Genomic DNA, 24883 nt, shown 5'->3' on the forward strand with positions numbered 1-24883 from the left:
GTGTCGGCGACTTGAAAGCGCTTTCAACGTTAAGCGGACGTGCACCGGAGTGGCAACACCTGCGTGTGCCCGAAGTGAGGGACGGGGTGACCCGGGGAGTGAGAACCCCAGGCCGGGGTGAGGTGGCGCCCGCAGCGCGCCTCGAACGGAGGCGCGCCGCGGGCGATGCGGGGTTACGGCAGCGCGTTCAACGAGGCACGAACACCGCGCGAGAACGCCAGGCCGTCTTTCTGGTCCCAGTTGATGGACCAGGTCATCACGCCGCGCAGCGTGGGGTAGGCCACCGGCGGCTTGATGGCGCCGCACTGCGTGAGCTTGGTCAGGCAGTTCAGCGCGGCCGTGATGGTGGCCACGCTGGCCAGGCCGCTGTTGGCCGACGACGGGCCACTGGGCAGCCCGAACGCCACCTGATCCGGCCGCAGGCCCTTGAAGACGTACGCGCCGGTGCCGTTGTTGGTGGTGAAGCCCTCGATCAGCATGCGGCTGGCCGCTACCAGCATGTCCGCGCTGCCCTCGGCCAGGCCCTGCGTGCTGTAGGGCGTGTAGACCGCGCCGTTGTTGTAGTACTGCACGTGCAGCATGTTCAACTCGTTGCGCAGGCCGTCGATGATGGGCAGGTAGGCCCCCCAGATGCCGCTGTAGGCCACGTAGCCGCCCTGCACATACGGGTGCTCGGGCGCCATCGACAGGTAGAAGCCGCTGCCGATGCGGGCCTTGAGCTGCTTGACCGCCGTCACGAGGTTGGTCTGGATGGCCGCGCCCGACGTCACGCCCGCACCGCTTTCCAGGTCGAGGTCGATGCCGTCGAAGCCGTACTTGCGCAGGATGGCTTCCACGCTGTTCACAAAGTTCGTCACCTGCGTGGCGTTGTTCAGCGTGACCGTGCCGTTCTGGCCGCCGAACGACAGCACCACCTTCTTGCCCTTGGCGCGCGCGGCGGCCACGTCGGCGATGAACCGGCTTTCGCCCCCGGATCCGCCGTCGAGGTTGAACGCGATGTTGCCGTTGCCGGCGTCGTCGGCGAAAGCGACCACGATGACGTCGTAGTCGCTCGACACCTGGCTGATCGGGAAGGTGGGGCCGGCCGGGTTGGTGAAGTTGTGCCAGTAGCCGATCAGCTGGTGCTTGCCCGGGGCGGGCGCAGGGGAGGGGCTGGGCGCGGGCGTGGGGGCCGGCGTGGGAGCTGGCGTTGGCGCCGGAGTCGGGGCCGGTGTGGGCGCCGGGGAAGGCGCAGGGGTGGGGGCCGGGCTGGGGGCGTTGCCGCCGCAGGCGCCCTGGGAGGTCCAGGGCTGGCCGCTGCCGGTGGGGCCGCTGTTGGTGGCGGGGTCGTTGCCCTGGGTCCACCAGTTGGCCTTGTAGTTCACGTTGGATTTGCTGGCCACTTCACCGCCGTTGTAGGCCTTGGTGCTGGACCAGCCGGCCGCGCAGCTGCCGCTGGGGGCGGGCGTGGGCGCAGGTGTCGGCGCCGGGGTGGGCGCGGGGGTGGGGGCGGGCGTCGGGGCAGGTGTGGGTGCCGGAGAAGGCGCCGGGCCGGCGGCCACGCCCATGTCGGTCCAGAGCGAGGCGTTGGTGGGGTTCCAGCCGGTGGAGGCGTAGTCGGTCTGGTTGACCAGAGCCTTGTAGACGTGGCCGTTGTAGGTCACCAGGGTGCCGGCGGCGTAGTAGGTGTCGGCCTTCCAGGCGGGGTAGGTTTGGGCGTGGGCCACGGCAGCCAGGGCCAGCGTGGCGGCAGCGGCCCAGACGCGGGCGGTGGTGGGCAGCGGGGGGCGGGTGATCATGGGTGGGCTCCTTGCGGGGTGAACAGTCCGGTGTCGGCCGTCCGAGTGAATGAGCGCAGCGCGCAGGGCAACGCCGCACGGCCACCCCAGGGCGGCCGTGCGGTGCAACCGGGCCGTGACGGCCCGTTGCGTTCAGAGAGGCTTCAGAGAGGCTTCAGAGAGGCGGTGGGCCGCTTACTTCCAGGGTGCGTTCTGCAGCGCCGGGTCGTCCACCAGGTTCAGCAGGCCGGCGGCCTTCTTGCCGATGGCGCCGGGCGAGGCCAGCGGCGCGCTGCCGCAGGTGCCGGTGGCCGTCTTGAGGGCTTGCCACAGCATGGCGCCGTCACGCGGGTTCTTGTTCGCCGAGGTGCTGGTGACCACGGCGTTCAGGTAGCGCTCCACCGAGTACGGCTGGTTGATGTTGGTGCCGTAGCTGTTCTGCAGGATGACCGAGCCGGTGCACTGGGCGTCGGCGTTGTTCACCACCAGTTGGCCGCCGCTCCAGCCTTCGGGGGCCGTCTCGAAGCCAATGGACACGATGGTGCTGCTCGGGAACATCTGGCGGTAGGACTTCCAGGCCGTCACACCGTCGTAGTGCTCGAAGCGCGCGTCGTAGCTCATGATGTTGACGATGTTGAACGCCGTCTTCAGCGCCGGGTAGGCGTTGACGAGCAGGCGCTCACCGCCGGCCTTGCCGCCCCAGTAGCTTACGCCCACGCCCGCGCACTGCGGGTCGTTGGCGGTGGCGCCGGTGCAGTCCGAACCCGACGACCAGGCGGCCACGGTCAGGATGCGGCCGCCACCGGCCAGGTCCACGGCCTTGCGCATGGCCTTCACCGCGCCGGCGTAGGCGTCGGTGGTGATGCCGTCGACTTCGTAGTCCACATCCAGGCCGTCAAAGCCCACGTCCTTCATGATGTTGGCCAGGGCGGTGATGGTCGGGCCGCTGCCGGCGTGGCCTTCCGCCGAGAGGGTGCCCCAGCTGTTGTAGGTGGCGCCGCCCACGGCCAGGATGACCTTCATGTTGCGGGCGTGCAGCACGTCGATGGCGGCCTTGATGTCCGACGGCCGGCCATTGAAGTTGATGCCGGTGCCCGACCAGTTGTTGGCCGCCATGCCGCCCCACGTGAAGTTGGGCTGCGCGAACGCGGCCACCACGTGGGTGTAGTTGGCCGGAATGCGGGCGAAGTTGCTGGCCTGAAACACCTGGTTCAGGTTCTTGCCGGTGGCATCGAACCAGTTGTCGCTCCAGCTCGGGTAGTAGACGGTGTAGGCGCGGCCGTTCTGGTTGGCCGACTTGGCGGCCGGGTCGCTCAGCCCCGGGGCCGGGGCGGGCGAGGGAGCCGGGCTCGGAGAGGGGCTGGGGCTGGGCGAGGGGCTCGGCGAGGGTGTCGGGCTGGGCGTGGGCGCCGGTGTGGGGGCGGTGGAGCACGCGCCTTGCGAGGTCCAGGGCTGGCCGCTGCCGGTGGGGCCGCTGTTGGTGGCGGGGTCGTTGCCCTGGGTCCACCAGTTGGCCTTGTAGTTCACGTTGGATTTGCTGGCCACTTCACCGCCGTTGTAGGCCTTGGTGCTGGACCAGCCGGCCGCGCAGCTGCCGCTGGGGGCGGGCGTGGGCGCAGGTGTCGGCGCCGGGGTGGGCGCGGGGGTGGGGGCGGGCGTCGGGGCAGGTGTGGGTGCCGGAGAAGGCGCCGGGCCGGCGGCCACGCCCATGTCGGTCCAGAGCGAGGCGTTGGTGGGGTTCCAGCCGGTGGAGGCGTAGTCGGTCTGGTTGACCAGGGCCTTGTAGACGTGGCCGTTGTAGGTCACCAGGGTGCCGGCGGCGTAGTAGGTGTCGGCCTTCCAGGCGGGGTAGGTCTGGGCGCTGGCGCTGAGCGCAAACGCGGCGGCGGTGATGGCGGCGAGGCGGCGCAGCTGGTGCGCGGAGATGCCGGAAACGGGCTTCTTCATGGCGAGTCGGTCCTTGACTGAATGGGTGCAAACGGTTCGTGCGGGCAGGGCTCCTGGCTCGGAGCCCTGGCGGGCGTCGCCTGCCCCTCCGAGCAGACGGTGTGAGCTGGCTCCAACTGGTATGCATCCAGTTTGCGACTGCGACCACCTCTTAGATACCACTTTGCGACCGGTGAGGCGGGGCGTCAGCGGTGGAAACCCGAAATCGGGTGACAAAACGTTGTCATCCTGGGGTTTCTAGGGGGATAGCGGCGTTTCCTGCCCCGTTCTGCGCGGTTCAGCCTTCGTGGCCACGGGGCCTAGGGTTTGTGCTGCTGGGGCCTGCACCGGCATGAAGCACAATCTTGAAAGCGCTTTCAAGACCATGTCCCAGCTCCCCAACCTCCCCCGTCGCCACCTGCTGGCTGCCGCCTTGGGCGGCGCCACCGGCTGGGCGCGCGCCAAAGACCTGCCGCCGCTGACCGTGGCCGCGTTCCCGCTGGTGGACGTCATCGCCAAGGACCTGCTCAAGGGCTGGGCGCAGAGCCACCCGGAGGTGCGCACCCAGGTCATCAGCCGCCAGTACGACGACCACCACACGGCGATGACGACAGCGTTATCCACCTCCGGCCACCTGCCGGACGTGATCGCGCTGGAAACCAGCTACCTCGGCCGGTTCTCACTGGGCACCGGGCTGGAAGATTTGTCGGCGCCCGCCTTCGGCGCCGAGCGGTTCAAAGACCGCTTCGTGCCCTTCGCCATCGACACCGCCCGCAACCGCCAGGGCGCCATCGTCGCCATGCCCACCGACATCGGGCCGGGCTCGCTGTTTTATCGGGCCGATGTGCTGGCCCGCGCCGGGTTGAAGGAAGACGACCTCACCCGGTCTTGGGAAAGCTATGTGGACGCCGGCCTGCAGCTCAAGGCCAAAACCGGCGCCTACCTGATTGGCGATGTGCGCTTGCTCAAGGATGTGGTGGTGCGCGCCGGCACGCCGGCCGGCGAGGGCCAGTTCTTTGACCACCAGCAGCGCCCGCAAATCACCTCGGCCCGCTTCGTGCGCGCGTTCGAGCTGGCCAAGAAGGTGCGCCAGCAGGGGCTGGATGCGCGGGTGGAAGTCTGGTTCAACGACTGGGCCGAGTTGCTCAAGCGCGGCCGCCTGGCCACTGAAATTTCGGGCGGCTGGATGGCCGGCCAGATGGCCAATTGGGTCGCGCCCGACACCGCCGGCAAGTGGCGCGTGGCGCAGCTGCCCGAAAACACCTTCTGCTCGTACGGCGGCACCTACTACGCCATCCCGCGCCGCTCGGCGCCGGAGAAAAAGCAACTGGCCTGGCAGCTGATCCAGGAGATGACGCTGGACCGCCAGCGCCAGCTCGACGCCTTCCGCTCGCAAGACGCCTTCCCCGCGCTGTTGGCCGCGCAGGACGACGCCTTCTTCGACCAGCCCGTGCCCTTCCTCGGCGGCCAGCGGGCGCGCGTGCTGTGGCGCGACGCCGCCCGCCGCATTCCTGTGGTGCGCATGCACAAGCAGCAGAAGTTTGCCGACGAGGTGGTCAACGCCGAACTCGACAACGTGCTGGAGTACGGCAAGCCCATCCCGCAGGCGCTGGAAGACGCCCAGGCCCTGCTTGTTCACCGGGCGAATCGCTGATGAGTTTCCGCATTCCTGCCTCCTGGGCGCCGTACCTGCTGGTCAGCCCCTTCCTGATCCTGTTCGCGGTGTTCGGCCTGTTCCCGCTGCTGTTCTCGCTGTGGCTGGCGTTCCAGTCGTGGGAGCCCACCAGCGGCATCGAGGCCATGCAGTTCGTGGGCCTGGATAACTTTGTGTTCGCGTTGACCGACCGCTGGTTCTGGAAGTCGCTGAAGAACACCCTCTGGCTGGCAGTCGCCACCGGCGTGCCGCAGCACCTGGTGGCGCTGCCGCTGGCGGTGTTCCTGCACCAGGCACTCAAGCGCTGGCGCGGCGTGCTGTCGGGCGCGTACTTCCTGCCCTACATCACCTCCACCGTGGCGATTGCCATGCTGTTCGGCTCGCTGTTTTCCACCGACTACGGCCTCGTCAATCAGGCGCTGCACGCGATGTTCGGCATGGAGCACATCAACTGGATGCGCTCGCCCGAGGCCATCAAGCCGGCGGTGGCGATCGTCGTGTTCTGGCGCTACGTGGGCTTCAACCTCGTGCTGTACCTGGCTGCGCTGCAAACCATCCCGCACGACCTGTACCAGGCCGCCAAGCTGGACGGCGCCGGCCCCTGGCAGCAGTTCCTGCGCATCACGCTGCCGGGCCTCAAGCCCATGATCCTGTTCGGCGTGACGCTGTCGGTCATCGGCGGGCTGCAGCTGTTCGAAGAGCCCTTCATCCTCACCAACGGCAAGGGCGGGGCGGATCAGCAAGCCATGACGGTGGGCATCTACCTCTACCGCCTGGCGTTTGACTTCTCGGACTTTGGCGGCGCCAGTGCCCTGGCCTGGATCATGTTCGGCGTCATCGCCGCCATGACCTGGCTCACGAACAAGGCGTTCGCCGATCGGCAGGTGCAGGCATGAAGCACACCTCCAAATGGCTGGCCTACGGGCTTGTGGGCGTCGGCGCGCTCATCATGCTGGCGCCGTTCTATTTCATGTTCGTGTTCGCCACGCAGTCGCGCACCGACATCTTCAACGTGCCGCCGCCGCTGTTCTTCAGCAGCGAGTTGCTCAACAACATCGCGGTGCTCACCACCCGTCTGCCGTTCTGGAAGAACGTGGGCTGGAGCTTGTACGTGGGCCTGATGTCCACCGCGCTCACGCTGCTGTTCTGCTCCATGGCGGGCTATGCGTTTGCGATGCTGGAGTTCCGCTTCAAGAAGGCGCTGTTCGCGCTGGTGATGGGCACGATGATGGTGCCGGCCTTCATGAACATGATCCCGATGTTCATGGTCATGGACACGCTGGGCTGGATTGACACCCACCGCGCGCTGTACCTGCCCGGCGCGGCCAGTGCCTTCGGCATCTTCCTGATGCGGCAGTTCGCGGCCAGCACGGTGCCGAAGGAGCTGCTGAATGCCGCACGCATCGACGGCGCCAGCGAGCTGGGAATCTACTGGCGCATCGCGCTGCCGCTGATGAAGCCGGCGCTGGGCACGCTGGGCCTCATCACCTTCATCAGTTCATGGAACAACTTCATGAACCCGCTGATCGTGATGCGCACGGCCGACAACTACACGCTGCCGCTGGCCCTGCGCAGCCTCTTCAGCACCACCAGCACCGAATGGGGTGCGCTGATGGCGGGTTCGGCCATCGCCACGCTGCCGCTCATCGTCCTGTTCATCGTCTCGTCGCGCCAACTCATCGCGGGCCTCACCGCGGGCGCCGTCAAATAAAAACACAACAACCCCTGCCATGTCGCAAGCCCCCCTGCACCTGCAATTTCCGCCCAATTTCGTCTGGGGCGTGGCCACCAGCAGTTTCCAGATCGAAGGTGCCGCACATGAAGCCGGCAAGGGCGAATCCATCTGGGACCGTTTCTGCAAGCAGCCCGGCGTGATCGCCGACGCCAGCGACGGCATCGTCGCCTGCGACCACTTCCACCGCCTGGAAGAAGACCTGGACCTCATCGCCTCGCTGGGCGTGAACGCCTACCGCTTCTCCATCGCGTGGCCGCGCGTGCGCCCGGACGGCCACGGCGCGTTCAACCCCCAGGGCCTGGACTTCTACGACCGGCTGGTGGACGGCCTGAAGGCGCGCGGCATTCAGGCCTGGGCCACGCTCAACCACTGGGACCTGCCGCAAGGCCTGCAAGACCTCGGCGGCTGGAATTCGCGCGACACGGTGCACCGCTTCGTCGAGTACGCCCGCCACGTGAACGACCGCCTGGGCGATCGCCTGGCCGGCATCACCACCCACAACGAACCCTGGGTGGTGGCCACGCTGGGCCATGACAAGGGCATCTTTGCCCCGGGCCTGAAGAGCCGCAAACTCGCCGCCCAGGTGTCGCACCACCTGCTGCTGAGCCACGGCCTGGCGCTGCAGGCGTTGCGGGCGGATGGGGCAAAAAGCCAGCTCGGCATCGTGCTCAACCTCGCCTCCACCGTGCCCGCCACCGCCATGCCGGCCGACGTGGCCGCCGCGCAGCTGGCCGACTCCCACGGCCGCCGCTGGTACGCCGACCCGCTGTTCAAGGGCGAGTACCCCGCCGACGCGCTGGCCGACCTGGGCGCCGACGCGCCCGTGGTGGAAGCCGGCGACATGGCCGCCATCGCCCAGCCCATGGACTACCTCGGCGTGAACTACTACACCCGCTCGGTCGTGTCGGCCAGCGGCGAGGAGTGGAACGCCAAGGGCCGCGGCCTGCCCGTGTCCGACATGGACTGGGAGATCTACCCTCAGGGCCTGACCGACCTCTTGGTGCTGCTCAAGAACGACTACGCCGCGCTGCCGCCGGTCTACATCACCGAAAACGGTGGCGCCTTCAAGGACGATCAGCTCAGCCACGGCCGCGTGCAGGACGACGACCGCATCGACTACCTGCGCACCCACATCGGCGCCGTGGCGAAGGCCATGCAGCAAGGCGTGCCTATGGCTGGCTACATGGTGTGGAGCCTGATGGACAACTTCGAGTGGGCCAGCGGCTACCTCAAGCGTTTCGGCATCGTGCATGTCGACTACGAGACCCTCGCCCGCACGCCCAAGGCCAGCGCGGGCTGGTACCAGCAATTCCTCAAAGACTGGCGCGGCTGAGCCTGGACGCCGCCCCACCTTCACCACAAAGAAAGCACTGGAGACACCATGCCCAAGATCACCCCGGCCCCCAGCCCCTGGCGCCACCTGCTGCCGGCCGTTGCCGCCGTGCTGACCGCCTGTGGCGGCGGCGGCGGTTCGGCCACGGCAGCGCCCACCCCGGCCCCCGCGCCCGCACCCACGCCGGCACCCACGCCGGCACCGGCGCCGGCTCCCACTCCGGCTCCCGCGCCAGCCCCCACGCCCGCACCGGCCCCGTCCACCTGGACGCTGGTCTGGAGTGACGAGTTCGACGACCCCGCCGGCACGGTGCCGAAGGCCGCGAACTGGAACTACGACCTCGGCAACAAGGAAGTCAACGGCTGGGGCAACCACGAGTACCAGTACTACACGTCCAACGCGCGCAACGCGCAGACCGACGGTGCCGGCATGCTCGTGATCACCGCCGAAAAGACCGCCAACCCCGGCCCCTGCTGGAACGACAAGCCCTGCGAGTACACCTCGGCGCGCATCCACACCAACAACAAGGTCGCCTTCACCTACGGCAAGGTCGAGGCGCGCATGAAGCTGCCCACGGGCAAGGGCGTCTGGCCGGCCTTCTGGGCCCTGGGCACCGACCTCGCCACGGCCGGCTGGCCCAAGTCGGGCGAGATCGACATCATGGAGTTCGTGCCGCAGACCCCGAACACGACCTACGGCACGCTGCACGGCCCCGGCTACTCGGGCGCGCAGGGCATTGGCAAGCCGGTGGACCTCGGTGCGCCGGTCATCAACGACTTCCACACGTACACCATCATCAAGCGGCCCAACGAGATCGTTTGGTACGTGGACGGCAAGGAGTACCACCGTCTCACACCGGCCCTGTTGCCGGCGGGGGGTACTTGGGTGTTCGAGAAGCCCTTCTTCGTCATCCTGAACCTGGCCATCGGTGGCGACTGGCCTGGCGCGCCCGATGCGACCACGCCTGCGACGTCGCAGATGAAGGTCGACTGGGTCCGCATCTACAAAGAGAACTGAACCGTTAAAGCTGAAGCGGCGCCCCACGTGGCGCCGCTGTCACATCCGCTTCCGATGAGCCTTGCTGGGCCTGGATGGGCCTCGAAGGGGTCAGTCGAGGCCTCACCGCACACCAGGGAGAACCACCACCATGCGCCGTCACTTGTTTTCATGCCTCGGGGCCGCCGCGCTGCTGGCCTGTGCCTTGCCGCTGCCCACGTGGGCGGGGGCGGTGGCCACGCCCTTCGGCAGCTTCAACGCGCCGGATGGCACCGAAGAGCTCTCGCGCGAGCAGAAGGTCGACGCCCGCACCGGCAAGCCCGCCGGCATGGTGGTGCTCTCCCGCGCGCCCGACACCAAGGCCGTCTACATCGTGGTGTGGAGCTACGCCGAGCCCGATGCCGCCAAGCCCTATGACGCGCTGGACAGCGCGGTCAAGATCGGCAACCCCTTCGACAAGAGCCTGACCCGCGACGCCGCCCAGGCCGTGCAGGTGGGCGGCGTGCCCGGGGCGCGCTACGAGGGCAAGCTGCCCAACGGCCTGCGCGCCGTGAGCTATGTGGCCAACAACCAGGGCCACCGGCTGGTGGTGTTGCTCAAAGGCCCGGCATCCGGCACCGCCAAAGACACGGCCGACGCGATTGCCCGGGGCATCGAGGGCTTCAGCTGGGCCTTGCCCGCTGCGGCCGCCGCCTCCGCACCCTGAGCTTCAGCGGCTGAGTGCCGCAGCGCCTCGCGTGCTGTGCGGGCGGCTCAGTCGCGGCGGAACAGCAGGTCCACATCCGCCGTCCGGGCCTCGGGCAGCGGCGCGAATTGCCATTGCATCACCGCCTCGGTGGCGGGGCGCGCCAGCCGGCGTGGCACGCCCGGCGCGGCCTCGGCGCGGCTGACGCGGCCATCCATCTCCACCGTCACGCGCACCTTCACGTGCCGGTTGCCCGCGCCCAGCGTGGCTTGCAACTCGGGCGACAGCAGCGGCGCCACAAAGTTCTGCAGGCGCAGCGGCACTTCGTCGGCACCGTCTGCGTCGGTGTTGTCCGGCTCGTCTGCCGTCGCTTCCGTCATGGCCGTGGGGGCGGCAGGGGCCGACGCGGGCGGCGGCTCGGCGGTAGTGATGGGTGTGGTGCCTCCGGCCTGGGGCCTGTCCGCCGCGGCGGCGGTCGCCACGGTCGCAGCCGGTGCGGGGCTGAGGGCGCCGTCCGCCAGCGCGCGGCGCGCTGCGGGATCGGGGGCCGATGCTGTGGCGGCCGGCGGTGTGGCCGCTTTGGCGGTGGTGGCGGGCCGCGCCGCCGCCGGCGCGTTGGCGGTGGATGCGGCCGGGGTGGGCCGAGCCGGCTTGCTGCGCACCGTGTGAAAGCGAATCACATCGAACACCCGCTCGGCGTCACGCTGGGCTTTTTCCGCTGGGGTGAGTGCGGCCGCCGGGGCTTGCGCGAGCGACAGCGCGGAGCAGGTGGCCAAGAGCATGGCAAGCGCGGTTCGGGCGAGCAACAGCATGGGCGCGGAACGGTAGAAGGGGCGGTGGAGCGATGAACAGGGCGCTGCATTGGACCCGAGCGCCATGACGGTTTGATGAGCCAGCCCGGCGCGCGCGACACCGCCGCCCGCCACTCCACAGAAGTGTGGAGTGCGGCGGGCGCGCCTTCACTCCAATGTCGTCCGGTGTCACTAGGCTGGCGCCCACTGCATCGCCGCACTGCTGTTGTTGCGTCCTGTGCAGCCCCCCCTTGCAGCGATCAACCCCGGTTTTGGAGCCTCCCATGACGACCCGCTCGTTCCCCACCCCGCGCCACCCCGCTCGCACCCTGGCCTGGGCCGCCGCACTGGCCTTGGGCTCGTGGGCCGCCCAGGCGGACACGGTGAACGGCGCGAATCTGAAGGTGACGCTGGACGCATTGCCCGGCACCTTCAGCCAGGTGGTCACGCAGGGGGCGGCGGGGCACTCCATCCTGACCTTGTCGTGGACGGGGCTGTACAACGGCACCGGTTGCGGCGGGCTCTGCCCGACCGGGGCCGCCACCTTTGTGCAAGGGGTGGCGCCGGGCCTGAGCAAATACAGCAGCTTTGACCTCTTCACCACGATGGCCGTCGCACCGCTGGCCGGTTGGCAGGTCAACGCCATCACGTACCGCCTGGGCGCCCGGCAAACGGGGGAGTCCACCGCCACCGCCAACGGCGGCAACCCGAACAACGCGATCTACAGCCTCTACCAAGGCAGCAATGGCAGCGCGCGGGTGGACTACGGCATCTCGGCCGCACCCACGCTGGACGCCCTGCCGGCCATGGCGAATGGGGTGGTGAATTCCTCGGTGGCGGGCGCCACGCTGCGGTTCGACCGCGTGAACAACCCGGTCACTCGGGACGGCGCGGCTGGCACGGGCTCTGTCACCTCGTTCGGCACGGCCACGCCTGGCGCGGACACGGGGCAGGGCGTGTCGGCCGGGCGGGGCTTGGCGGCATGGTCCAGCGGCGCAACCACGGCCTATGAATACGGCCACGCCCAGATCAGCCTGGTGCAGGCCTTGTCCGTCGACCAACTCGATGCGAGCGGCCAGGTGATGTCGAGCACCAACGGCTGGCGCAGCGCGTTCTCGCTCATGCCCGTGTTCTCGGGCTCCGCCTCGGTGCTGGGCAACGCCGAGGCCTCGCTGGCCTTGGGCTCCGTCTCCATCTCGTTCGATGTGAGCCAGGCCGTGCCGCCCGTGCCGGTTCCGGAGCCCTCCAGCTGGATGCTGCTGGCCGCCGGTGGCGCCTGGGTGTGGTTCGCCAGCCGCCGTCGGCGCTGAGACCTCTCGGCGCGGCGCCGTGGGCGCCGCGTCAGCCGCTCTTGCGGGGGGGGCAGCTCAGTCCAGCGCGATGCGGTCGCTGGCGGCGTCGAACCACAGCGTCTTGGCTGCATCGAACCCCACGCGCACCCGGGCGCCTTCCTGCACTTCGGGCTGACCCGGCAGCACGGCCGAGAGCGTCACGCCCGCGCATTGCAGCCACACCACGTGCTGGTTGCCCAGCGGCTCCACCAACTGCACCTCGGCCTCGATCGGCGCGTCCGCTGCCAGGCGCACGTTCTCCGGCCGCACGGCCAGCGTCAGCACTTCGCCTTGCGGGCGCTGGGCCAGGCCGGGCGGCAGCGGCAGGCTGAATGCGGGCGTGGCAAACACGCCGCCTTCTCCCACCTGGCCCTCGATGCGGTTGATGGCTGGGGACCCCACAAAGCCCGCCACGCGCAGGTTCTTGGGCTTGTCGTACACCTCAGCCGGCGTGCCGATCTGCTGGATCACGCCCTGGTGCATCACCACGATGCGGGTGGCCAGCGTCATGGCCTCCACCTGGTCGTGGGTCACGTAGATCATGGTGTTGCCCAGGCGCTGGTGCAGCGTCTTGAGCTCGCGGCGCAGGTCGGTGCGCAGCTTGGCGTCGAGGTTGGACAGCGGCTCGTCCAGCAGCAGCACCTTGGCCTCGCGCACCACGGCGCGGCCGATGGCCACGCGCTGGCGCTGGCCGCCCGACAGCTGCGCCGGGCGGCGCTCCAGCAAGGGGCCCAGCTGCAGCATGTCGGCCGCTGCGGCCACGCGCTTTTCCAGCTCGGCCTTGGGCATCTTGGCCATCTTGAGCGGGAAGGCCAGGTTCTCCTTCACCGTCATGTTCGGATACAGCGCGTAGCTCTGGAACACCATGCCCACGCCGCGCTGGCTGGGCTCGGCGCGGGTCATGTCCTGCTCGCCGATGTGGATGCTGCCGCCCGTCACCGGGTTCAGGCCGGCGATGGTGTGCAGCAGCGTGCTCTTGCCGCAGCCCGAGGGGCCCAGCAGCACGAGGAACTCGCCGCTGTGAACGTCCAGGTCCAGGTGCTGGATGACGTCGTTCTGGCCGAAGCGGATGTGCAGGTCCTGGATGTGAACGCGGGTCAAGGCTGTCTCCTCGGGGCGGTGTTGTTGTCGGGGCGTTGCAGGATGCGGGCGAGCGTTTGCTGCATCGCCGGCGCGGGAATGTCGCGGTTCCAGTAGTCGCTCACGGCCTTTTCCAGCGCGGTGAGCTGGTCGGGCGGCAGCAGCATTTCGGTGTTGCCCACCAGGCGCTGGGCGTCGCGCAGGGCGGCCGCGCCCTGCTGGGCGCAGGTGTCGAGGCTTCGGGTGTCGAGGTCGGTGCGGGCGGGCACCGAGCCCTTGCGGGCGCTGAAGGCCAGCTGCGTGCCGCGGGCGCTGGCCACGCGGGCCAGCAGGGCTTGTGCGGGCGTGGGGCTGGCGGGGTTGGCTGGGGTGACCGCGCCTGACGCGTCCCGCGGGAACACCAGCACGTCGCCGTCCACGATGTAGGGCGCGCGCGGGCTCAGACCCGGCGCGCAGCCGTAGTCGCGCCCGGGCTGCTGGCCGGCGGCGCTGAACTCGCCCTTCACCCAGTCGCCCATGAACATCAGCCCCGCGCGGCCGCTGGTGAGCAGGGCGGTGGTGTCGGCCCAGCTGCGCCCGGGCGAGGCGGCGTCCACATAGCGGCGCAGGCGCTTGAAGTTCAGCAGCACCTGGCGCAGGGCATCGCTTTGCAGCGCGGCGGGGTCGCGGTCGCGCAGCACGGCCAAGTACAGCTCGCGCCCGCCCTGGTTGGCCAGCAGGGCGTTGAAGAGGTTCAGGTCCTGCCAGGGCTGGCCGCCGTGGGCCAGCGGGATGAGGCCGGCGGCCTGCAGGCGGTCGAGCGCGGCGAAGAGGTCGTCCACGCTGCGCGGCTCCTGGCGCACGCCGGCCTTGGCCAGCGCGGCCTTGGAACTCCACAGCCAGGCCGGCATGTGGATGCTCAGCGGCACGGCGTACACATGGCCGTCCACGCGCACGGCGTCCAGCAGCACGGGGGGCAGCACATCGGCCCAGCGGCCTTGGGCGGCGAGGTCGTCCAGCGCCGTGAGGTGGCCGTCGCGGGCCAGGCGCCGAAAACTCAGCGAGGGGTTGAACTGCGCGGCCATGGGCGGCGTGCCCGCCTGGATGCGCGCCTGCACCACGGTGCGTGCCTGCTCGGAGGACGGCACGCCCAGCTCGCGCCACTGGCCGCCGGCACTGCGGTACGCATCGGCCAGCGCGCGCAGCGCGGCGGTTTCGCCGGGCGACGTCCACCAGTGCACCACGTCCGTCGCCGGGGCCGCCTGCGCCAGGGCTGTGCTCAGCAGCAGGGGGGCGAGAACGGACAGGCGGCGCATGCCCGAATGATTACGAACAATTAATAAACTTAATAGCGTATTAACCAGTAGCGCGCCCGCCGCTACAGTGCGCGGCATGAACGTGCTGCTTGCCGAAGACGACCCCCTGCTGGCCGATGCGCTGCAGCAGCAGTTGCTGAACGCGCAGTTCAAGGTGGAATGGGCCGAGAACGGCGCCGTGGCCGAGTACCTGCTGCGCAAGCAGGATTTCGATGTGGCCATCCTGGACCTCGGCCTGCCGTTGGTGGACGGGCTCACCGTGCTCAAGCGCGTGCGCGAGGCCGGCCGCACCCTGCCCATCCTCGTGCTCACGGCCCTGGACGCGCTGGAGCACCGCGTGGCAGGCCTGCAAGCCGGGGCGGACGACTACCTCACCAAGCCCTTCGATTTCCCTGAACTCGAAGCCCGCCTGCACGCGCTGATGCGCCGGGGCCGGCCGGCCTCGCAAAGCCAGCAGCTGCGCCGCCTCACGATGGACCGCACCGCCCGGCGCGCCAGCGTGGGCGGCGACGCCCTGGAGCTGAGCCCGCGCGAGTGGACGCTGCTGGATCTGCTGGTCACCGAGCGCGACCGCGTGGTCACCAAGCAGCAGATCGTGGACGCCTGGGGCGCTGACGAAGGCGGCTCCATCGAGGTCTACATCCACCGGCTGCGCAAGAAGCTGGAGGGCTCTGGCCTCGCCGTGCGCACCGTGCGCGGCCTGGGCTACCTGCTGGAAGCGACCACGTCGCCGGCCTGATGGGCGCCCCGCCCCGCCGCTCGCTGCACCGGCAGTTGCTGCTGTGGCTGCTGCTGCCGCAGATCGTGCTGTGGCTGGTGGCCGCGTTCGGTGCCTACCGGCTGGCCAGCCGGCATGCCGACGAGCTGGTGGACGCCAGCCTGCTGCAGGCCGCGCGGGCGCTGGCGCGGCAGATCAAGCCCACGGCCAGCGGCGTGTTCGTGGACCTGCCCGCTTCGGCGCAAGACATCCTCAGCGTGAACCCCGCCAACCCGCAGGAGCGGGTGCTCTACACCGTCAGCTCGCCGCCGGGGCAATTGCTGCTGGGCGACGCCCGCATGCCGCCGCCACCGGGCCAGCCGGCCTTGAACGAGCCGGTGTTCTTCGACACCGCGCTGCCCGAGGCCATGCGCGTGGTGTCGCTGGATCTGCACCTGGGCGCCGCCGGCGCGCTGGACTCGGCCATGCGCGTGCAGGTGGCCCGCTCCACCGCCCCGCGCGATCAGCTCGCGCGGCGCATGCTGCTGGACACGGCCTTGCCGCTGTCGCTGTTGATCGGCCTGATGAGCATGGGCGTGTGGGCCGGCATCCGCAAAGGCCTGAAGCCGCTGGCCGAGTTGCAACGCCAGATGCAAGGCCGCCGCGCCGATGCGCTGGACCCGGTGCAGCTGCAGGCCGCGCCGGCCGAAGTGGGCGCGCTGGCCGACGCGGTGAACGAGCTGCTGGGCCAGGTGCAGCACAGCCTGGCCACGCAGCGCCGCTTCATCAGCGACGCGGCCCACCAGCTGCGCACCCCGCTGGCCGGGCTCAAGGGGCAAACGGAACTGGCCCTGGCCGCGGCCACCGACCCGGCGCTGCGCCAGCGGCTGGAGCGGGTGCATGAAAGCGCAGTGCGCGGCGCGCGCCTGGTGTCGCAGTTGCTGGTGCTGGCGCGGGCCGAGCCGGAGGCCGGCGCCGCCCAGCCCCGCGAGCCGGTGGACTGCACCCGGCTGGTGAGCGAGGTGGTGGCCGAATGGGTGCCGCGCGCGCTGGCGGCCGGTTGCGACCTGGGTGTGGACCTGCCCGCCACGCCGGTGCAAACGATGGGCGTGGCGGTGCTCCTGCGTGAAGCACTGGCCAACCTCGTGGACAACGCGCTGCGCTACGCCGGAGCAGGCGCGGCCATCACGGTGCGCCTGCGCGACGCCGGCGGGCAGGTGGTGCTGGAAGTGGAAGACAACGGCCCGGGCGTGCCCGCTGATCTGGGCGAGCGGGCGTTCGAGCGCTTTGTGCGCGGCGCCACGGGCGGCGACGGCTGCGGCCTGGGCCTGGCCATCGTGCGGGAGATTGCCGAGCGGCATGGCGGGCGGTGCGAATTGCATGCGGCGGTGCCCCACGGCTGCGTGGCACGTTTTGTGCTGCCAACGATTGCACTGAACCAAGCGTGAACTGATGCGCACGGTGGCTGTCTTTGGACGGCTGCGACACGTGCCTGAAAGCACGCTGCCACGAGCGGCCCCTAGCATCGGCCGCTGGCCCTCGTCTCGAACCCATCTCCACAATTTTGATGAACGTGTCTCTGGCCCCTGGCGCAACCCGCGCCGCTGCTGCATCAGCACCCACCGCCGCCCGATCCCGGGGTGATTTCTTCCGATACCACGGCTGGCTGGCACCCGGCATCCGACTCTTCCGGCGGCTGTCGTTCACGGCCAAGGCGCTTTGGATCGCCACGGCATTTGTGGTGCCGCTGGTGGTGATGCTGGCCTTCCTGTGGCAAGCCGCGCAGGGCGTCATCGGTGCGGCGCAGGCCGAGCAGCAGGGGGTGGCCTATTTGCGCCCGACCCTGGCGCTGATGCGTGCGGCGCAGGACGCGCGGGCCTCGGCGATGCTGGGCGAATCACCGGCCGACGCGCTGCGTCGCGCGGAACAGGCGCTGTCCAAGCTGGACGCGGCCGAGCGGGAGATGGGTCAGGCGCTGGGCACACGCAAGGCGTTCGATCAGGTGCGCCAGCGCCACGCCGCGTTGCGAGATGCGCCGCTGGACGCGTCAGCGCTCCCGGCCTACGTGCAATTCAACGACGCGGTGCTGGCCTTGATCACCGACGTGGCCGACGGGTCCCAACTCAGCCTGGACCCGGACCTGGACACGTACCACATGATGCTGGTGACCGTGATGCACGGGCCGCTGCAGACCGAGATCCTGGCGCGGCTGCGCGACCTGGGCAGCGCCGTGCTGAAGGCGGGCGCGGCCACACCCGAGCAGCATGACCAGATCTCGAAATGGTCGGCCTTGCAGTCCTACATGGAGGCCAATGTCGAGCGCTCGTTCCAGCTCGGCGTGGCGGCCTTCCCGGAGGTGGCCAAGCCCATGGACATGGCCGGCGCTGACGCGGCGCAGGAAGCCTTTCTCAAGGCGGTGGAGACGCAGCTGCTGTCCGGCTCGGTGCAGGGCGACGGCGGCGCCTTGAAACAGCTGGGCAATGCCGTGGTCGAACGGCAGCACCGCCTGAACGATCAGGTTCTGGAGCGATTGACGACGCGCCTGCAGGAGCGCATCGACGAGCAGCAGCACGGCTTCGCGTTCAAGCTCATGCTGTCGGGCGCCTTCGTGGCCGTGGCGGCCTACCTGCTGCTGAGCTTCTACCGCGTGATGATGGGCGGCCTGGATGAAGTGGCCGACCACCTCAAGGCCATCACCCAAGGCAACCTCACCACCGCCCCGCGCCCCTGGGGCCGTGACGAAGCCGCCAGCCTGATGCTCACCATGGGTGAGATGCAGACCGCGCTGCGGAGCATCGTGGGCGAAGTGCTGCGGGGCTCGGCCCAGGTGCGCACCTCCAGCCAGGAGATTGCCGGCGCGTCGCTGGACCTGTCGGCCCGCACCGAGCAGACCGCCGCCAACCTGGAAGAAACCGCCGCCACCATGGAGCAGATCTCCGCCCAGGTGCAGCACGCCGGCCGCACCGTGGAGCAGGCCAATGGCCTGATGAAGGACAACGCCCGGGCTGCCGGCGACTGCGGCCAGGCGATTGGCGATGTGGTGCAGACCATGGCCACCATCCGGCAGTCGTCCGCCCGCATCGGCGAAATCATCGGCGTCATCGACGGCATTGCGTTCCAGACCAACATCCTGGCCTTGAACGCTGCGGTGGAAGCCGCGCGAGCCGGCGAGCACGGCCGCGGCTTTGCGGTGGTGGCATCGGAAGTGCGCGCCCTGGCCAGCCGTTCGGCCGAAGCCGCCAAGGAAATCAAGACGCTGATCGGCACCAGCATGGACCAGGTCGAGGCCGGTCACGGCGTGGTGGGCCGGGCGCAGGGGATGATGGTCTCCATCGTCGACAAGGCCGGCCAGATGGCCACCATGATGGATGAGATCGCCCTCATCACGCAGCAGCAAGGCCAGGGCGTGGTGGAAGTGGGCCAGGCCGTGCGGGCGCTGGACACCGCCACGCAGCAAAACGCCGCGTTGGTGGAGGAAACCTCCGCCGCGGCCAAGGCGCTGTCCGAGCAGGCGCAGCGCCTGAGCGAAGAAATCAGCTACTTCAAGCTGAGCTGAAGCGGTCCAGGCCGTCCACCAGGCGCCGGCACAGGCGCGGGTCGGCCAGCCGCTCCAGCCACCAGGCCAGGGCGCGGCCGTCGCTGGCCCGCCAGCCCAGGTACAGGGTGTTGGGCTCGCGCGGCACGCTGACGATGCGGGCCACCAACTCGCCCCGGGCCAGCAGCGAGGCCACGCGCGCCTCGGGCAGCCAACCCACCCCCAGGCCCGCGCGTTGCGCCTGGATCTTGGCCGCCATCGTGGGCACCGCCAGCGTGGGCTGGCCGGCGCCGTGACCATACGCGCGGCCTTCGTGGCGGCGTGAGGTGTCCGGCACCACCACCGCGCGATGGGCGCGCATCTGCTCCACCGTCAACGGTTGCGGCGCCTGGCCCAGTGGGTGGCGCGGTGACACCGCGTACACCCACCGCATCTGGCCGAGTTCGCGCCACTGCACGCCCAAGCCGGGCGGCGGCTCGTTGGTGGCGCCCACCACCAGGTCCGCACGGCCCTCGGCCAGGGCCTCCCAGGTGCCGCCCAGCACCTCGTGCGTGACCCGCAGGCTCACGCCGGAGTCCAGTGTGTCGAAGTCCTGAATGACCGGCAGCAGGCTCTCGAACTCAATGACCTCGTCGGTGGCAATCCAGAGCCGGTCCTCCCACCCCTTGGCGACTTGCGTGACCCGGCGCGTGAGCCGCTGCATGTCGTCCCGCAGCCGCACGGCCTCGCGCACCAGCAGCGCACCGGCGGGCGTGAGTTGCAGGCGGTAGCGGCGGCGGTCGAACAGCAGCGCGTCGAAGCGCCCCTCGATCTGGCGCAGCGTGTACGACACCGTGGACGGCGCCTTGCCCAGGCGGGCCGCGGCCCGGGTGAGGCTGCCGCTGTCGCCGATGGCCTGCATCAGCTGGATCTCGTCGTCACTGAGCATGTTCGAAAGCCTTGCACGAGTCGGCCCACCGGGCCGGACGTCAAAAACGGGGCTGAAGCCGAGTATCGAGTCCACGGCAACACCGCTGCATCACCCGACTCGAAAGGAACCCCATCATGTCCAAGCGCTTCACCCACAAGACCGTTCTCGTCACTGGCGGCACCTCCGGCATCGGCCTGGCCGCGGCCCATGCCTTCCAGGCCGAGGGCGCGCACGTCATCGTCACCGCCCGCCCGGGCAAGTCGCATGAGGCCCAGGGCTTCGAGCTTGTGCCGCTGGATGCGTCCGACGTGCTGGGCGCGCGTGCGCTGGGCGCCCATCTCGCAGCCGCCGGCCGCACGCTGGACGCGGTGTTCATCAACGCGGGCATCGCCGAGTTCGCGTCGCTGGCCGATGCCAGCGAAGACCTGTGGGACCGCACCTTCGCCACCAACGCCAAGGGCGCGTTCTTCCTGATCCAGGCGCTGCGCCCGGTGCTGGCGCGCGGCGCGTCCATCGTGCTGAACGGCTCCATCAACGCCCGCATCGGCATGCCCAACTCGGCCATCTACGCCGCCAGCAAGGCCGCACTCATCTCCCTGGCCAAGACGCTGTCGGCAGAGCTGCTGCCGCAGGGCGTGCGCGTCAACGTCGTCAGCCCCGGCCCCGTCAGCACGCCGCTGTACGGCAAGCTGGGTTTCGATGACGAGACGCTCCAGCAGGTGGCCGCGCAGATCCAGAGTCAGGTGCCGCTGGGCCGTTTCGGCACGCCGCAGGAGGTGGCGTCCACGGTGCTGCACCTCAGCGCGCCGGAGTCGGCGTTCATCGTCGGCACCGAGGTCATCGTGGACGGCGGGATGAGCCAGCTCTGAACCCGGGAACCCTCGAGTGGAGACAATCGCGGCTCCGTTGTGAACCGCGATTGCCATGTCCACCCGTACCGTCCTGGGCGCCTGCCCGCATGATTGCCCCGACACCTGCGCCTTGCAGGTCACCGTGGAGGGCGAACGCGTCATCAAGGTGCAGGGCCGGGCCGAGCATCCGAACACGCATGGGGCGCTGTGCACCAAGGTGTCGCGCTACCCCGAGCGCACCTACCACCCCGACCGCGTGCTGCACCCGCTCAAGCGGGTCAGCAAGAAGACCGAGGCGCCGGCGTTCGTGCAGGTGAGCTGGGCCGAGGCGCTGGCCGACATCGCCGCGCGGCTGCAGGCGATCGCCGCGCGTGACCCGCAGCGCATCCAGCCGTACAGCTACGCCGGCACCATGGGCCTGATTCAAGGCGAGGCCATGGCCGGCCGGTTGTGGAACGCGCTGGGCGCGGCGCGGCTGGACCGCACCATCTGCGCCAGCGCGGGTGGGGCGGGGCTGGCCGCCACCTACGGCCACAAGCTGGGCATGCACACGCGGCACTTCGCGGGCGCCAAGCTCATCGTCATCTGGGGCAGCAACTCCATCGCGTCCAACCTGCACTTCTGGACCTACGCCAACCAGGCCAAGCGCGAGGGCGCCAAGCTCATTTGCATCGACCCGCGCAAGACCGAAACCGCTGACAAATGCCACCAGCACATCGCCGTGCTGCCCGGCACCGACGGCGCGCTGGCGCTGGGCGTGATGCACGAGCTGATCACCCACGGCTGGCTGGACCGCGCCTACATCGACGCTCACGTGGAGGGCTGGGACGAACTGCGCGAGAAGGCCCTGGCCTGGCCGCCCGAGCGCGTGGCGGCCGAATGCGGCATCACCGCCGACGAGGTGCGCGGCCTGGCGCGCGACTACGGCACCACCCAGCCCGCCGCCATCCGCCTGAACTACGGCATGCAGCGCGTGCGCGGCGGCGGCAACGCGGTGCGCCTGGTGGCCTTGCTGCCCTGCCTGACCGGCGCGTGGCGGCATGAAAGCGGCGGGCTGCTGCTGTCGGCCTCGGGCTGGTTTGCGCCGTACAAGAACCCGGCCCTCGAGCGGCCGGACCTGCTCGCGGGGCGCACGCCGCGCATGGTCAACATGAGCACCATCGGTGACGCGCTGCTGCACACCGACGAGCCCATCGAGGCGGTCGTGGTCTACAACAGCAACCCGGTCGCGGTGGCACCCGAGTCGCCCAAGGTGGTGAAGGGTTTCCAGCGCGAGGACCTGTTCACCGTGGTGCTGGAACACTTCATGACCGACACCGCCGACCTGGCCGATTACGTGCTGCCCGCCACCACGCAGCTGGAGCACCTGGACGTGCACACCAGCTACGGCCACACCGACGTGCTGATGAACCAGCCGGCGATTGCGCCGCTGGGCGAGGCCAAGCCCAACACGCAAATCTTCCGCGAGCTCGCCGCGGCGCTGGGCCTGACCGACTCCTGCTTTGCCGACACCGACGAGCAGCTCGCCGCCCAGGCCTTCACGGCCGAGATCGACCTGAACCTGCTGCGCACCCAGGGCTGGCAGCCGCTGCCGATTCCGGAGGCGCCGTTCGCGCACGGCGGCTTTCGCACGCCCAGCGGCCGGGCGAGCGCGGTGGGGGCGGATTACGTGCCCAACTACGAAAGCGCGACGAGCGCGCCCGAGCTGGCCGCCCGCTACCCGCTGGCCATGATCTCGCCGCCGGCGCGCAACTTCCTGAACAGCAGCTTCGTCAACGTGAAGAGCCTGCGCGACATCGAGCGTGAGCCCATCCTGGAGATGCACGCCGACGACGCCGCCGCACGTGGCCTGGTGGACGGTGCCCGCGTGGCCGCGTTCAACGACCGGGGGCGCTACGTCGCCACGCTCAAGGTCAGCCCGCGGGCACGGCCGGGGGTGGTCAACGGCCTGGGCGTGTGGTGGCGCAAGCTGGGCCTGGACGGCACCAACGTCAACGAGGTCACGCACCAGCGGCTGACCGACCTGGGCGAGGCCCCGGCCTTCTACGACTGCCTGGTGCAGGTGCAGGCCGCGTGACCGTTGCGCGCCGCCGCAGCTGAAGGGCTGCGGACGGATGCGTTAGGGGTGTCGCTCGTCCAGGGGGCGCGGTGGGCCTGGTGAGCCCCCGGCAGGCTCCCACAATCGGCCCCGCGCGCCCAACGTGGCGCATCAAGATGGAGCAGCAAGCAGCATGAGCGGGTATGGGGTGAAGACGCGGGCCAAGCCGGTGGGGCACTGGGCCACTTGGGCCACTTGGGCCACTTGGGCCACGTGGGGCACATGCGTGGCCGTGGCCGCCCTGGCCAGCCTGGCGGGTTGCGGCGGCGGTGGGGGTGGCGGTGCTGCTCCCGCGCCGGCGCCGGCCCCTGCGCCTGCACCGCCGGCCGACCCGGTGGCACGCGCCACGGCGTCCGCCCTGCGGGTGTACGCGGGCGAGGCCGTGCAGTTCGTGGGCGGCGACCTGCAAAACGGCATCAGCTGGCGCTGGGAGTTCAGCGACACCACGGCGATGGACGGCCTGGTGGCCGAGCGCCTGCTGGCCCAGGCGGGCAGCGTGCAGGCCACGGTGACCGGGCAAAACAGCCTGGGCGTGACCGCGCGCAGCAGCGTCACCGTGCAGGTGGAGGCCGCGCCTGCGCTGGCGCCACGCCCGGCCGGCGTGTGGCAGCCGGGCTGCAGCGGCCTGCACTGCGCCACGGCCGCCGACGGCAGCTACCTGGGTGCGGCGTCTGGTGTGGGTGTGTGGCGGCTGCGCAATGCCTCGCCCAGCACGCGGGTGCTGGATGTGGACCTGCCCGGCGTCAAACCCGGTCAGGCGGTCACACTGGTGTTCAGCCATGGCGAGTCCACCGATGCCAACGACCTGCCGGGCGCCGGCACGCTGGCTGCACCGGCCTCGGCTTCGCCCACGCGCGCGCATGCGCTGGCGGCGAGCGACGGCACGCAGGCCGCCGCCGATGCCGCCCACCAACGCCTGCTGAACCAGCAACGCTTGCAGGCGCTGGACGACCTGCAGACGCCGCCCGTGGCCGCTGCGGCGCCGGCCGAAGCTCCGCAGCGCCGCGCGCGCGCTGCGACTGAGGTGGGCGCCTCCCGGGTCTGGAACGACCTGATGGACGACGTGAGCAAGCCCGTGCCCTACACGGCGCGCGTGGTGAGCACCTGCGCCGTGCCCGGCCGCCGCGTGGTGTTCTGGGTGGAAGACGAACTCAGTACCGCTGGCACCGTGAAGACGTCGGATGTGGACGCGTTGCAGCAGAGCTTTTGCGGCGATGCGGGCGGCTATGCCCTGGCCGTGGCCTTGCTGGGCGAGGTGTGGGGCAGCAGCGAGATCAACACCCGCCCTTGGCTGCTGCAGGAAAGCGCCACCAACCGGCAGGACGTGAACGTGGTGGTGACCAGCCACCTGGGCAGCAGCACGTCCACGGTGGGCTACTTCTACGGCGTCAACAACTCCTACCGCAGCCGCAGCAGCCGCTACGCCAACTCCAACGAGGCGCTGGCGTTCTTTGTGCGTGGCACCAGCCTGGCGCGCTCGCCCACGGATGTGTCGTCCACCCTCGTGCACGAGCTGACGCACATGATCAACTACCACCAGCGCTCGGTGCGGCGCAGCGTGTCGCACGACAGTTGGCTGGAGGAAACCTCCGCCATGGCCACCGAAGACCTGCTCTCGGACCGCATCACCCCCGGTGCCAACAAGATCGTGCGCGGCCGTTTGCCCAACTACCTGGCCTCGGGCAGCGGCACGCCCCTGCTGGACTGGGCGGAAGGGCAGTCCACCGCCAACTACGCCATGGGCGGCAGCCTGGCCGCCTTCCTGAACCGGCGGCTGGGCCCTGGCTGGACACAAAAGATCATCACCGAGTGCGACGCCATGAGCAGCTACGCCTGCCTGGACGGCGTGTTGCGTCGCGCGGGCAGTGAGGGCCTGGCCGATGAATTCGAGCGCCTGGGCACCACGGTGTTCGGTGGCATGCCGCAGCGCCACGCGCCGCTGGGTTATGGCTTCCCCAAGGTGCAATGGCCCGGCTACCTGCTGATGGGCGCCGACACGGCCGAGCAGGCAGGCTCGCGCCGCAAGGCCCCGCTGGACGCCCTCACGCGCCTGGGCCGCACCAGCCACACCTACGTGGACGACCAGGTGCCCGCCGGCGCCACGCGCTACGTGCGCCGCGGCGTGCGCGTGCCGGCCGGCACGGTGCTGACGGTGGTGGTGCGCTGACATGGCCGGCGCGCGGGGTAGGCGACGCCTCCGCCGTGCGGC

Annotated in this window: 19 protein-coding genes; 13 read left to right on the top strand and 6 right to left on the bottom strand. The window is 70.0% G+C overall.

Annotation, left to right across the window (positions count from 1 at the left end; genetic code table 11):
- Window positions 1–173: 173 nt before the first annotated feature.
- The gene (locus ACG01O_RS17685) at window positions 174–1778 is read right to left on the bottom strand and encodes a chitinase (protein ID WP_394386638.1); all 1605 of its coding nucleotides are present in this window, start codon (window positions 1776–1778) and stop codon (window positions 174–176) included.
- A 174-nt stretch (window positions 1779–1952) separates the two neighbouring features.
- Complete coding sequence (locus ACG01O_RS17690) at window positions 1953–3704, bottom strand: glycosyl hydrolase family 18 protein (protein ID WP_394386640.1); 1752 nt, start codon at window positions 3702–3704, stop codon at window positions 1953–1955.
- A 364-nt stretch (window positions 3705–4068) separates the two neighbouring features.
- Between ACG01O_RS17690 and ACG01O_RS17695 the strand changes: the two genes are divergently transcribed.
- From ACG01O_RS17695 to ACG01O_RS17720, 6 genes are all read left to right on the top strand, one after another.
- Complete coding sequence (locus ACG01O_RS17695) at window positions 4069–5337, top strand: ABC transporter substrate-binding protein (RefSeq protein WP_394386642.1); 1269 nt, start codon at window positions 4069–4071, stop codon at window positions 5335–5337.
- Complete coding sequence (locus tag ACG01O_RS17700) at window positions 5337–6233, top strand: carbohydrate ABC transporter permease (protein ID WP_394386644.1); 897 nt, start codon at window positions 5337–5339, stop codon at window positions 6231–6233. The genes ACG01O_RS17695 and ACG01O_RS17700 overlap by 1 nt, the downstream gene beginning before the upstream one ends.
- The gene (locus tag ACG01O_RS17705; RefSeq protein WP_394386646.1) at window positions 6230–7048 is read left to right on the top strand and encodes a carbohydrate ABC transporter permease; all 819 of its coding nucleotides are present in this window, start codon (window positions 6230–6232) and stop codon (window positions 7046–7048) included. The genes ACG01O_RS17700 and ACG01O_RS17705 overlap by 4 nt, the downstream gene beginning before the upstream one ends.
- A gap of 19 nt (window positions 7049–7067) precedes the next feature.
- Window positions 7068–8405, top strand: a complete 1338-nt coding sequence (locus tag ACG01O_RS17710) for a GH1 family beta-glucosidase (protein ID WP_394386648.1) — start codon at window positions 7068–7070, stop codon at window positions 8403–8405.
- Window positions 8406–8453: 48 nt separating this feature from the next.
- A complete protein-coding gene (locus ACG01O_RS17715; RefSeq protein ID WP_394386650.1) occupies window positions 8454–9422 on the top strand; it encodes a glycoside hydrolase family 16 protein in 969 nt (322 codons plus the stop codon).
- A 130-nt stretch (window positions 9423–9552) separates the two neighbouring features.
- Window positions 9553–10107, top strand: coding sequence for a hypothetical protein (locus ACG01O_RS17720; protein ID WP_394386652.1), 555 nt, complete (start codon window positions 9553–9555; stop codon window positions 10105–10107).
- Between the two features lie 47 nt (window positions 10108–10154).
- On the opposite strand, the gene ACG01O_RS17725 is transcribed toward ACG01O_RS17720, so the two are convergent.
- Complete coding sequence (locus ACG01O_RS17725) at window positions 10155–10868, bottom strand: energy transducer TonB (RefSeq protein ID WP_394386654.1); 714 nt, start codon at window positions 10866–10868, stop codon at window positions 10155–10157.
- 293 nt (window positions 10869–11161) lie between these two features.
- Here ACG01O_RS17725 and ACG01O_RS17730 point away from each other — a divergent pair, with 293 nt between their 5' ends.
- Entirely contained in the window at window positions 11162–12187 is a 1026-nt protein-coding gene (locus ACG01O_RS17730; protein ID WP_394386656.1) for a PEP-CTERM sorting domain-containing protein, read from the top strand.
- 57 nt (window positions 12188–12244) lie between these two features.
- Here ACG01O_RS17730 and ACG01O_RS17735 read toward each other — a convergent pair whose 3' ends face one another.
- Complete coding sequence (locus tag ACG01O_RS17735) at window positions 12245–13309, bottom strand: ABC transporter ATP-binding protein (protein ID WP_394386658.1); 1065 nt, start codon at window positions 13307–13309, stop codon at window positions 12245–12247.
- A complete protein-coding gene (locus ACG01O_RS17740; protein ID WP_394386660.1) occupies window positions 13306–14583 on the bottom strand; it encodes an ABC transporter substrate-binding protein in 1278 nt (425 codons plus the stop codon). Before ACG01O_RS17740 ends, ACG01O_RS17735 begins: the two co-directional genes overlap by 4 nt.
- Before the next feature lie 76 nt (window positions 14584–14659).
- On the opposite strand from ACG01O_RS17740, the gene ACG01O_RS17745 reads away from it, so the two are divergent.
- The 3 genes from ACG01O_RS17745 (at window position 14660) to ACG01O_RS17755 (ending at window position 18836) form a co-directional block, all read left to right on the top strand.
- Window positions 14660–15322 carry a response regulator transcription factor gene (locus ACG01O_RS17745; RefSeq protein WP_394386662.1) on the top strand — a complete coding sequence of 221 codons (663 nt, stop codon included), beginning with the start codon at window positions 14660–14662 and terminating at the stop codon, window positions 15320–15322.
- Window positions 15322–16728, top strand: a complete 1407-nt coding sequence (locus tag ACG01O_RS17750) for a sensor histidine kinase (protein ID WP_394386664.1) — start codon at window positions 15322–15324, stop codon at window positions 16726–16728. Before ACG01O_RS17745 ends, ACG01O_RS17750 begins: the two co-directional genes overlap by 1 nt.
- A gap of 119 nt (window positions 16729–16847) precedes the next feature.
- On the top strand, window positions 16848–18836 hold the full coding sequence (locus tag ACG01O_RS17755) for a methyl-accepting chemotaxis protein (protein WP_394386666.1): 1989 nt from the start codon (window positions 16848–16850) through the stop codon (window positions 18834–18836).
- Here the strand turns inward: ACG01O_RS17755 and ACG01O_RS17760 are convergent.
- Entirely contained in the window at window positions 18823–19743 is a 921-nt protein-coding gene (locus tag ACG01O_RS17760; RefSeq protein WP_394386667.1) for a LysR family transcriptional regulator, read from the bottom strand. The genes ACG01O_RS17755 and ACG01O_RS17760 overlap by 14 nt on opposite strands.
- Before the next feature lie 116 nt (window positions 19744–19859).
- Between ACG01O_RS17760 and ACG01O_RS17765 the strand changes: the two genes are divergently transcribed.
- The 3 genes from ACG01O_RS17765 to ACG01O_RS17775 all read left to right on the top strand — a co-directional run bounded on the left by ACG01O_RS17765 (window position 19860) and on the right by ACG01O_RS17775 (window position 24841).
- Entirely contained in the window at window positions 19860–20594 is a 735-nt protein-coding gene (locus tag ACG01O_RS17765; RefSeq protein WP_394386668.1) for an SDR family oxidoreductase, read from the top strand.
- A 55-nt stretch (window positions 20595–20649) separates the two neighbouring features.
- Window positions 20650–22653, top strand: coding sequence for a molybdopterin-containing oxidoreductase family protein (locus tag ACG01O_RS17770; protein ID WP_394386669.1), 2004 nt, complete (start codon window positions 20650–20652; stop codon window positions 22651–22653).
- A 154-nt stretch (window positions 22654–22807) separates the two neighbouring features.
- Window positions 22808–24841 carry a M30 family zinc metallopeptidase gene (locus ACG01O_RS17775; RefSeq protein ID WP_394386670.1) on the top strand — a complete coding sequence of 678 codons (2034 nt, stop codon included), beginning with the start codon at window positions 22808–22810 and terminating at the stop codon, window positions 24839–24841.
- Window positions 24842–24883 lie beyond the last annotated feature (42 nt).

Source organism: Pelomonas baiyunensis (assembly GCF_043555935.1).
Classification (GTDB): Bacteria; Pseudomonadota; Gammaproteobacteria; order Burkholderiales; family Burkholderiaceae_C; genus Pelomonas; species Pelomonas baiyunensis.

Bases quoted from the DNA above. Each gene is read 5' to 3' on its own strand.
- ACG01O_RS17685 (WP_394386638.1), bottom strand. From the start codon at position 1,778: ATGATCACCCGCCCCCCGCTGCCCACCACCGCCCGCGTCTGGGCCGCT.
- ACG01O_RS17690 (WP_394386640.1), bottom strand. From the start codon at position 3,704: ATGAAGAAGCCCGTTTCCGGCATCTCCGCGCACCAGCTGCGCCGCCTC.
- ACG01O_RS17695 (WP_394386642.1), top strand. From the start codon at position 4,069: ATGTCCCAGCTCCCCAACCTCCCCCGTCGCCACCTGCTGGCTGCCGCC.
- ACG01O_RS17700 (WP_394386644.1), top strand. From the start codon at position 5,337: ATGAGTTTCCGCATTCCTGCCTCCTGGGCGCCGTACCTGCTGGTCAGC.
- ACG01O_RS17705 (WP_394386646.1), top strand. From the start codon at position 6,230: ATGAAGCACACCTCCAAATGGCTGGCCTACGGGCTTGTGGGCGTCGGC.
- ACG01O_RS17710 (WP_394386648.1), top strand. From the start codon at position 7,068: ATGTCGCAAGCCCCCCTGCACCTGCAATTTCCGCCCAATTTCGTCTGG.
- ACG01O_RS17715 (WP_394386650.1), top strand. From the start codon at position 8,454: ATGCCCAAGATCACCCCGGCCCCCAGCCCCTGGCGCCACCTGCTGCCG.
- ACG01O_RS17720 (WP_394386652.1), top strand. From the start codon at position 9,553: ATGCGCCGTCACTTGTTTTCATGCCTCGGGGCCGCCGCGCTGCTGGCC.
- ACG01O_RS17725 (WP_394386654.1), bottom strand. From the start codon at position 10,868: ATGCTCTTGGCCACCTGCTCCGCGCTGTCGCTCGCGCAAGCCCCGGCG.
- ACG01O_RS17730 (WP_394386656.1), top strand. From the start codon at position 11,162: ATGACGACCCGCTCGTTCCCCACCCCGCGCCACCCCGCTCGCACCCTG.
- ACG01O_RS17740 (WP_394386660.1), bottom strand. From the start codon at position 14,583: ATGCGCCGCCTGTCCGTTCTCGCCCCCCTGCTGCTGAGCACAGCCCTG.
- ACG01O_RS17745 (WP_394386662.1), top strand. From the start codon at position 14,660: ATGAACGTGCTGCTTGCCGAAGACGACCCCCTGCTGGCCGATGCGCTG.
- ACG01O_RS17750 (WP_394386664.1), top strand. From the start codon at position 15,322: ATGGGCGCCCCGCCCCGCCGCTCGCTGCACCGGCAGTTGCTGCTGTGG.
- ACG01O_RS17755 (WP_394386666.1), top strand. From the start codon at position 16,848: ATGAACGTGTCTCTGGCCCCTGGCGCAACCCGCGCCGCTGCTGCATCA.
- ACG01O_RS17760 (WP_394386667.1), bottom strand. From the start codon at position 19,743: ATGCTCAGTGACGACGAGATCCAGCTGATGCAGGCCATCGGCGACAGC.
- ACG01O_RS17765 (WP_394386668.1), top strand. From the start codon at position 19,860: ATGTCCAAGCGCTTCACCCACAAGACCGTTCTCGTCACTGGCGGCACC.
- ACG01O_RS17770 (WP_394386669.1), top strand. From the start codon at position 20,650: ATGTCCACCCGTACCGTCCTGGGCGCCTGCCCGCATGATTGCCCCGAC.
- ACG01O_RS17775 (WP_394386670.1), top strand. From the start codon at position 22,808: ATGAGCGGGTATGGGGTGAAGACGCGGGCCAAGCCGGTGGGGCACTGG.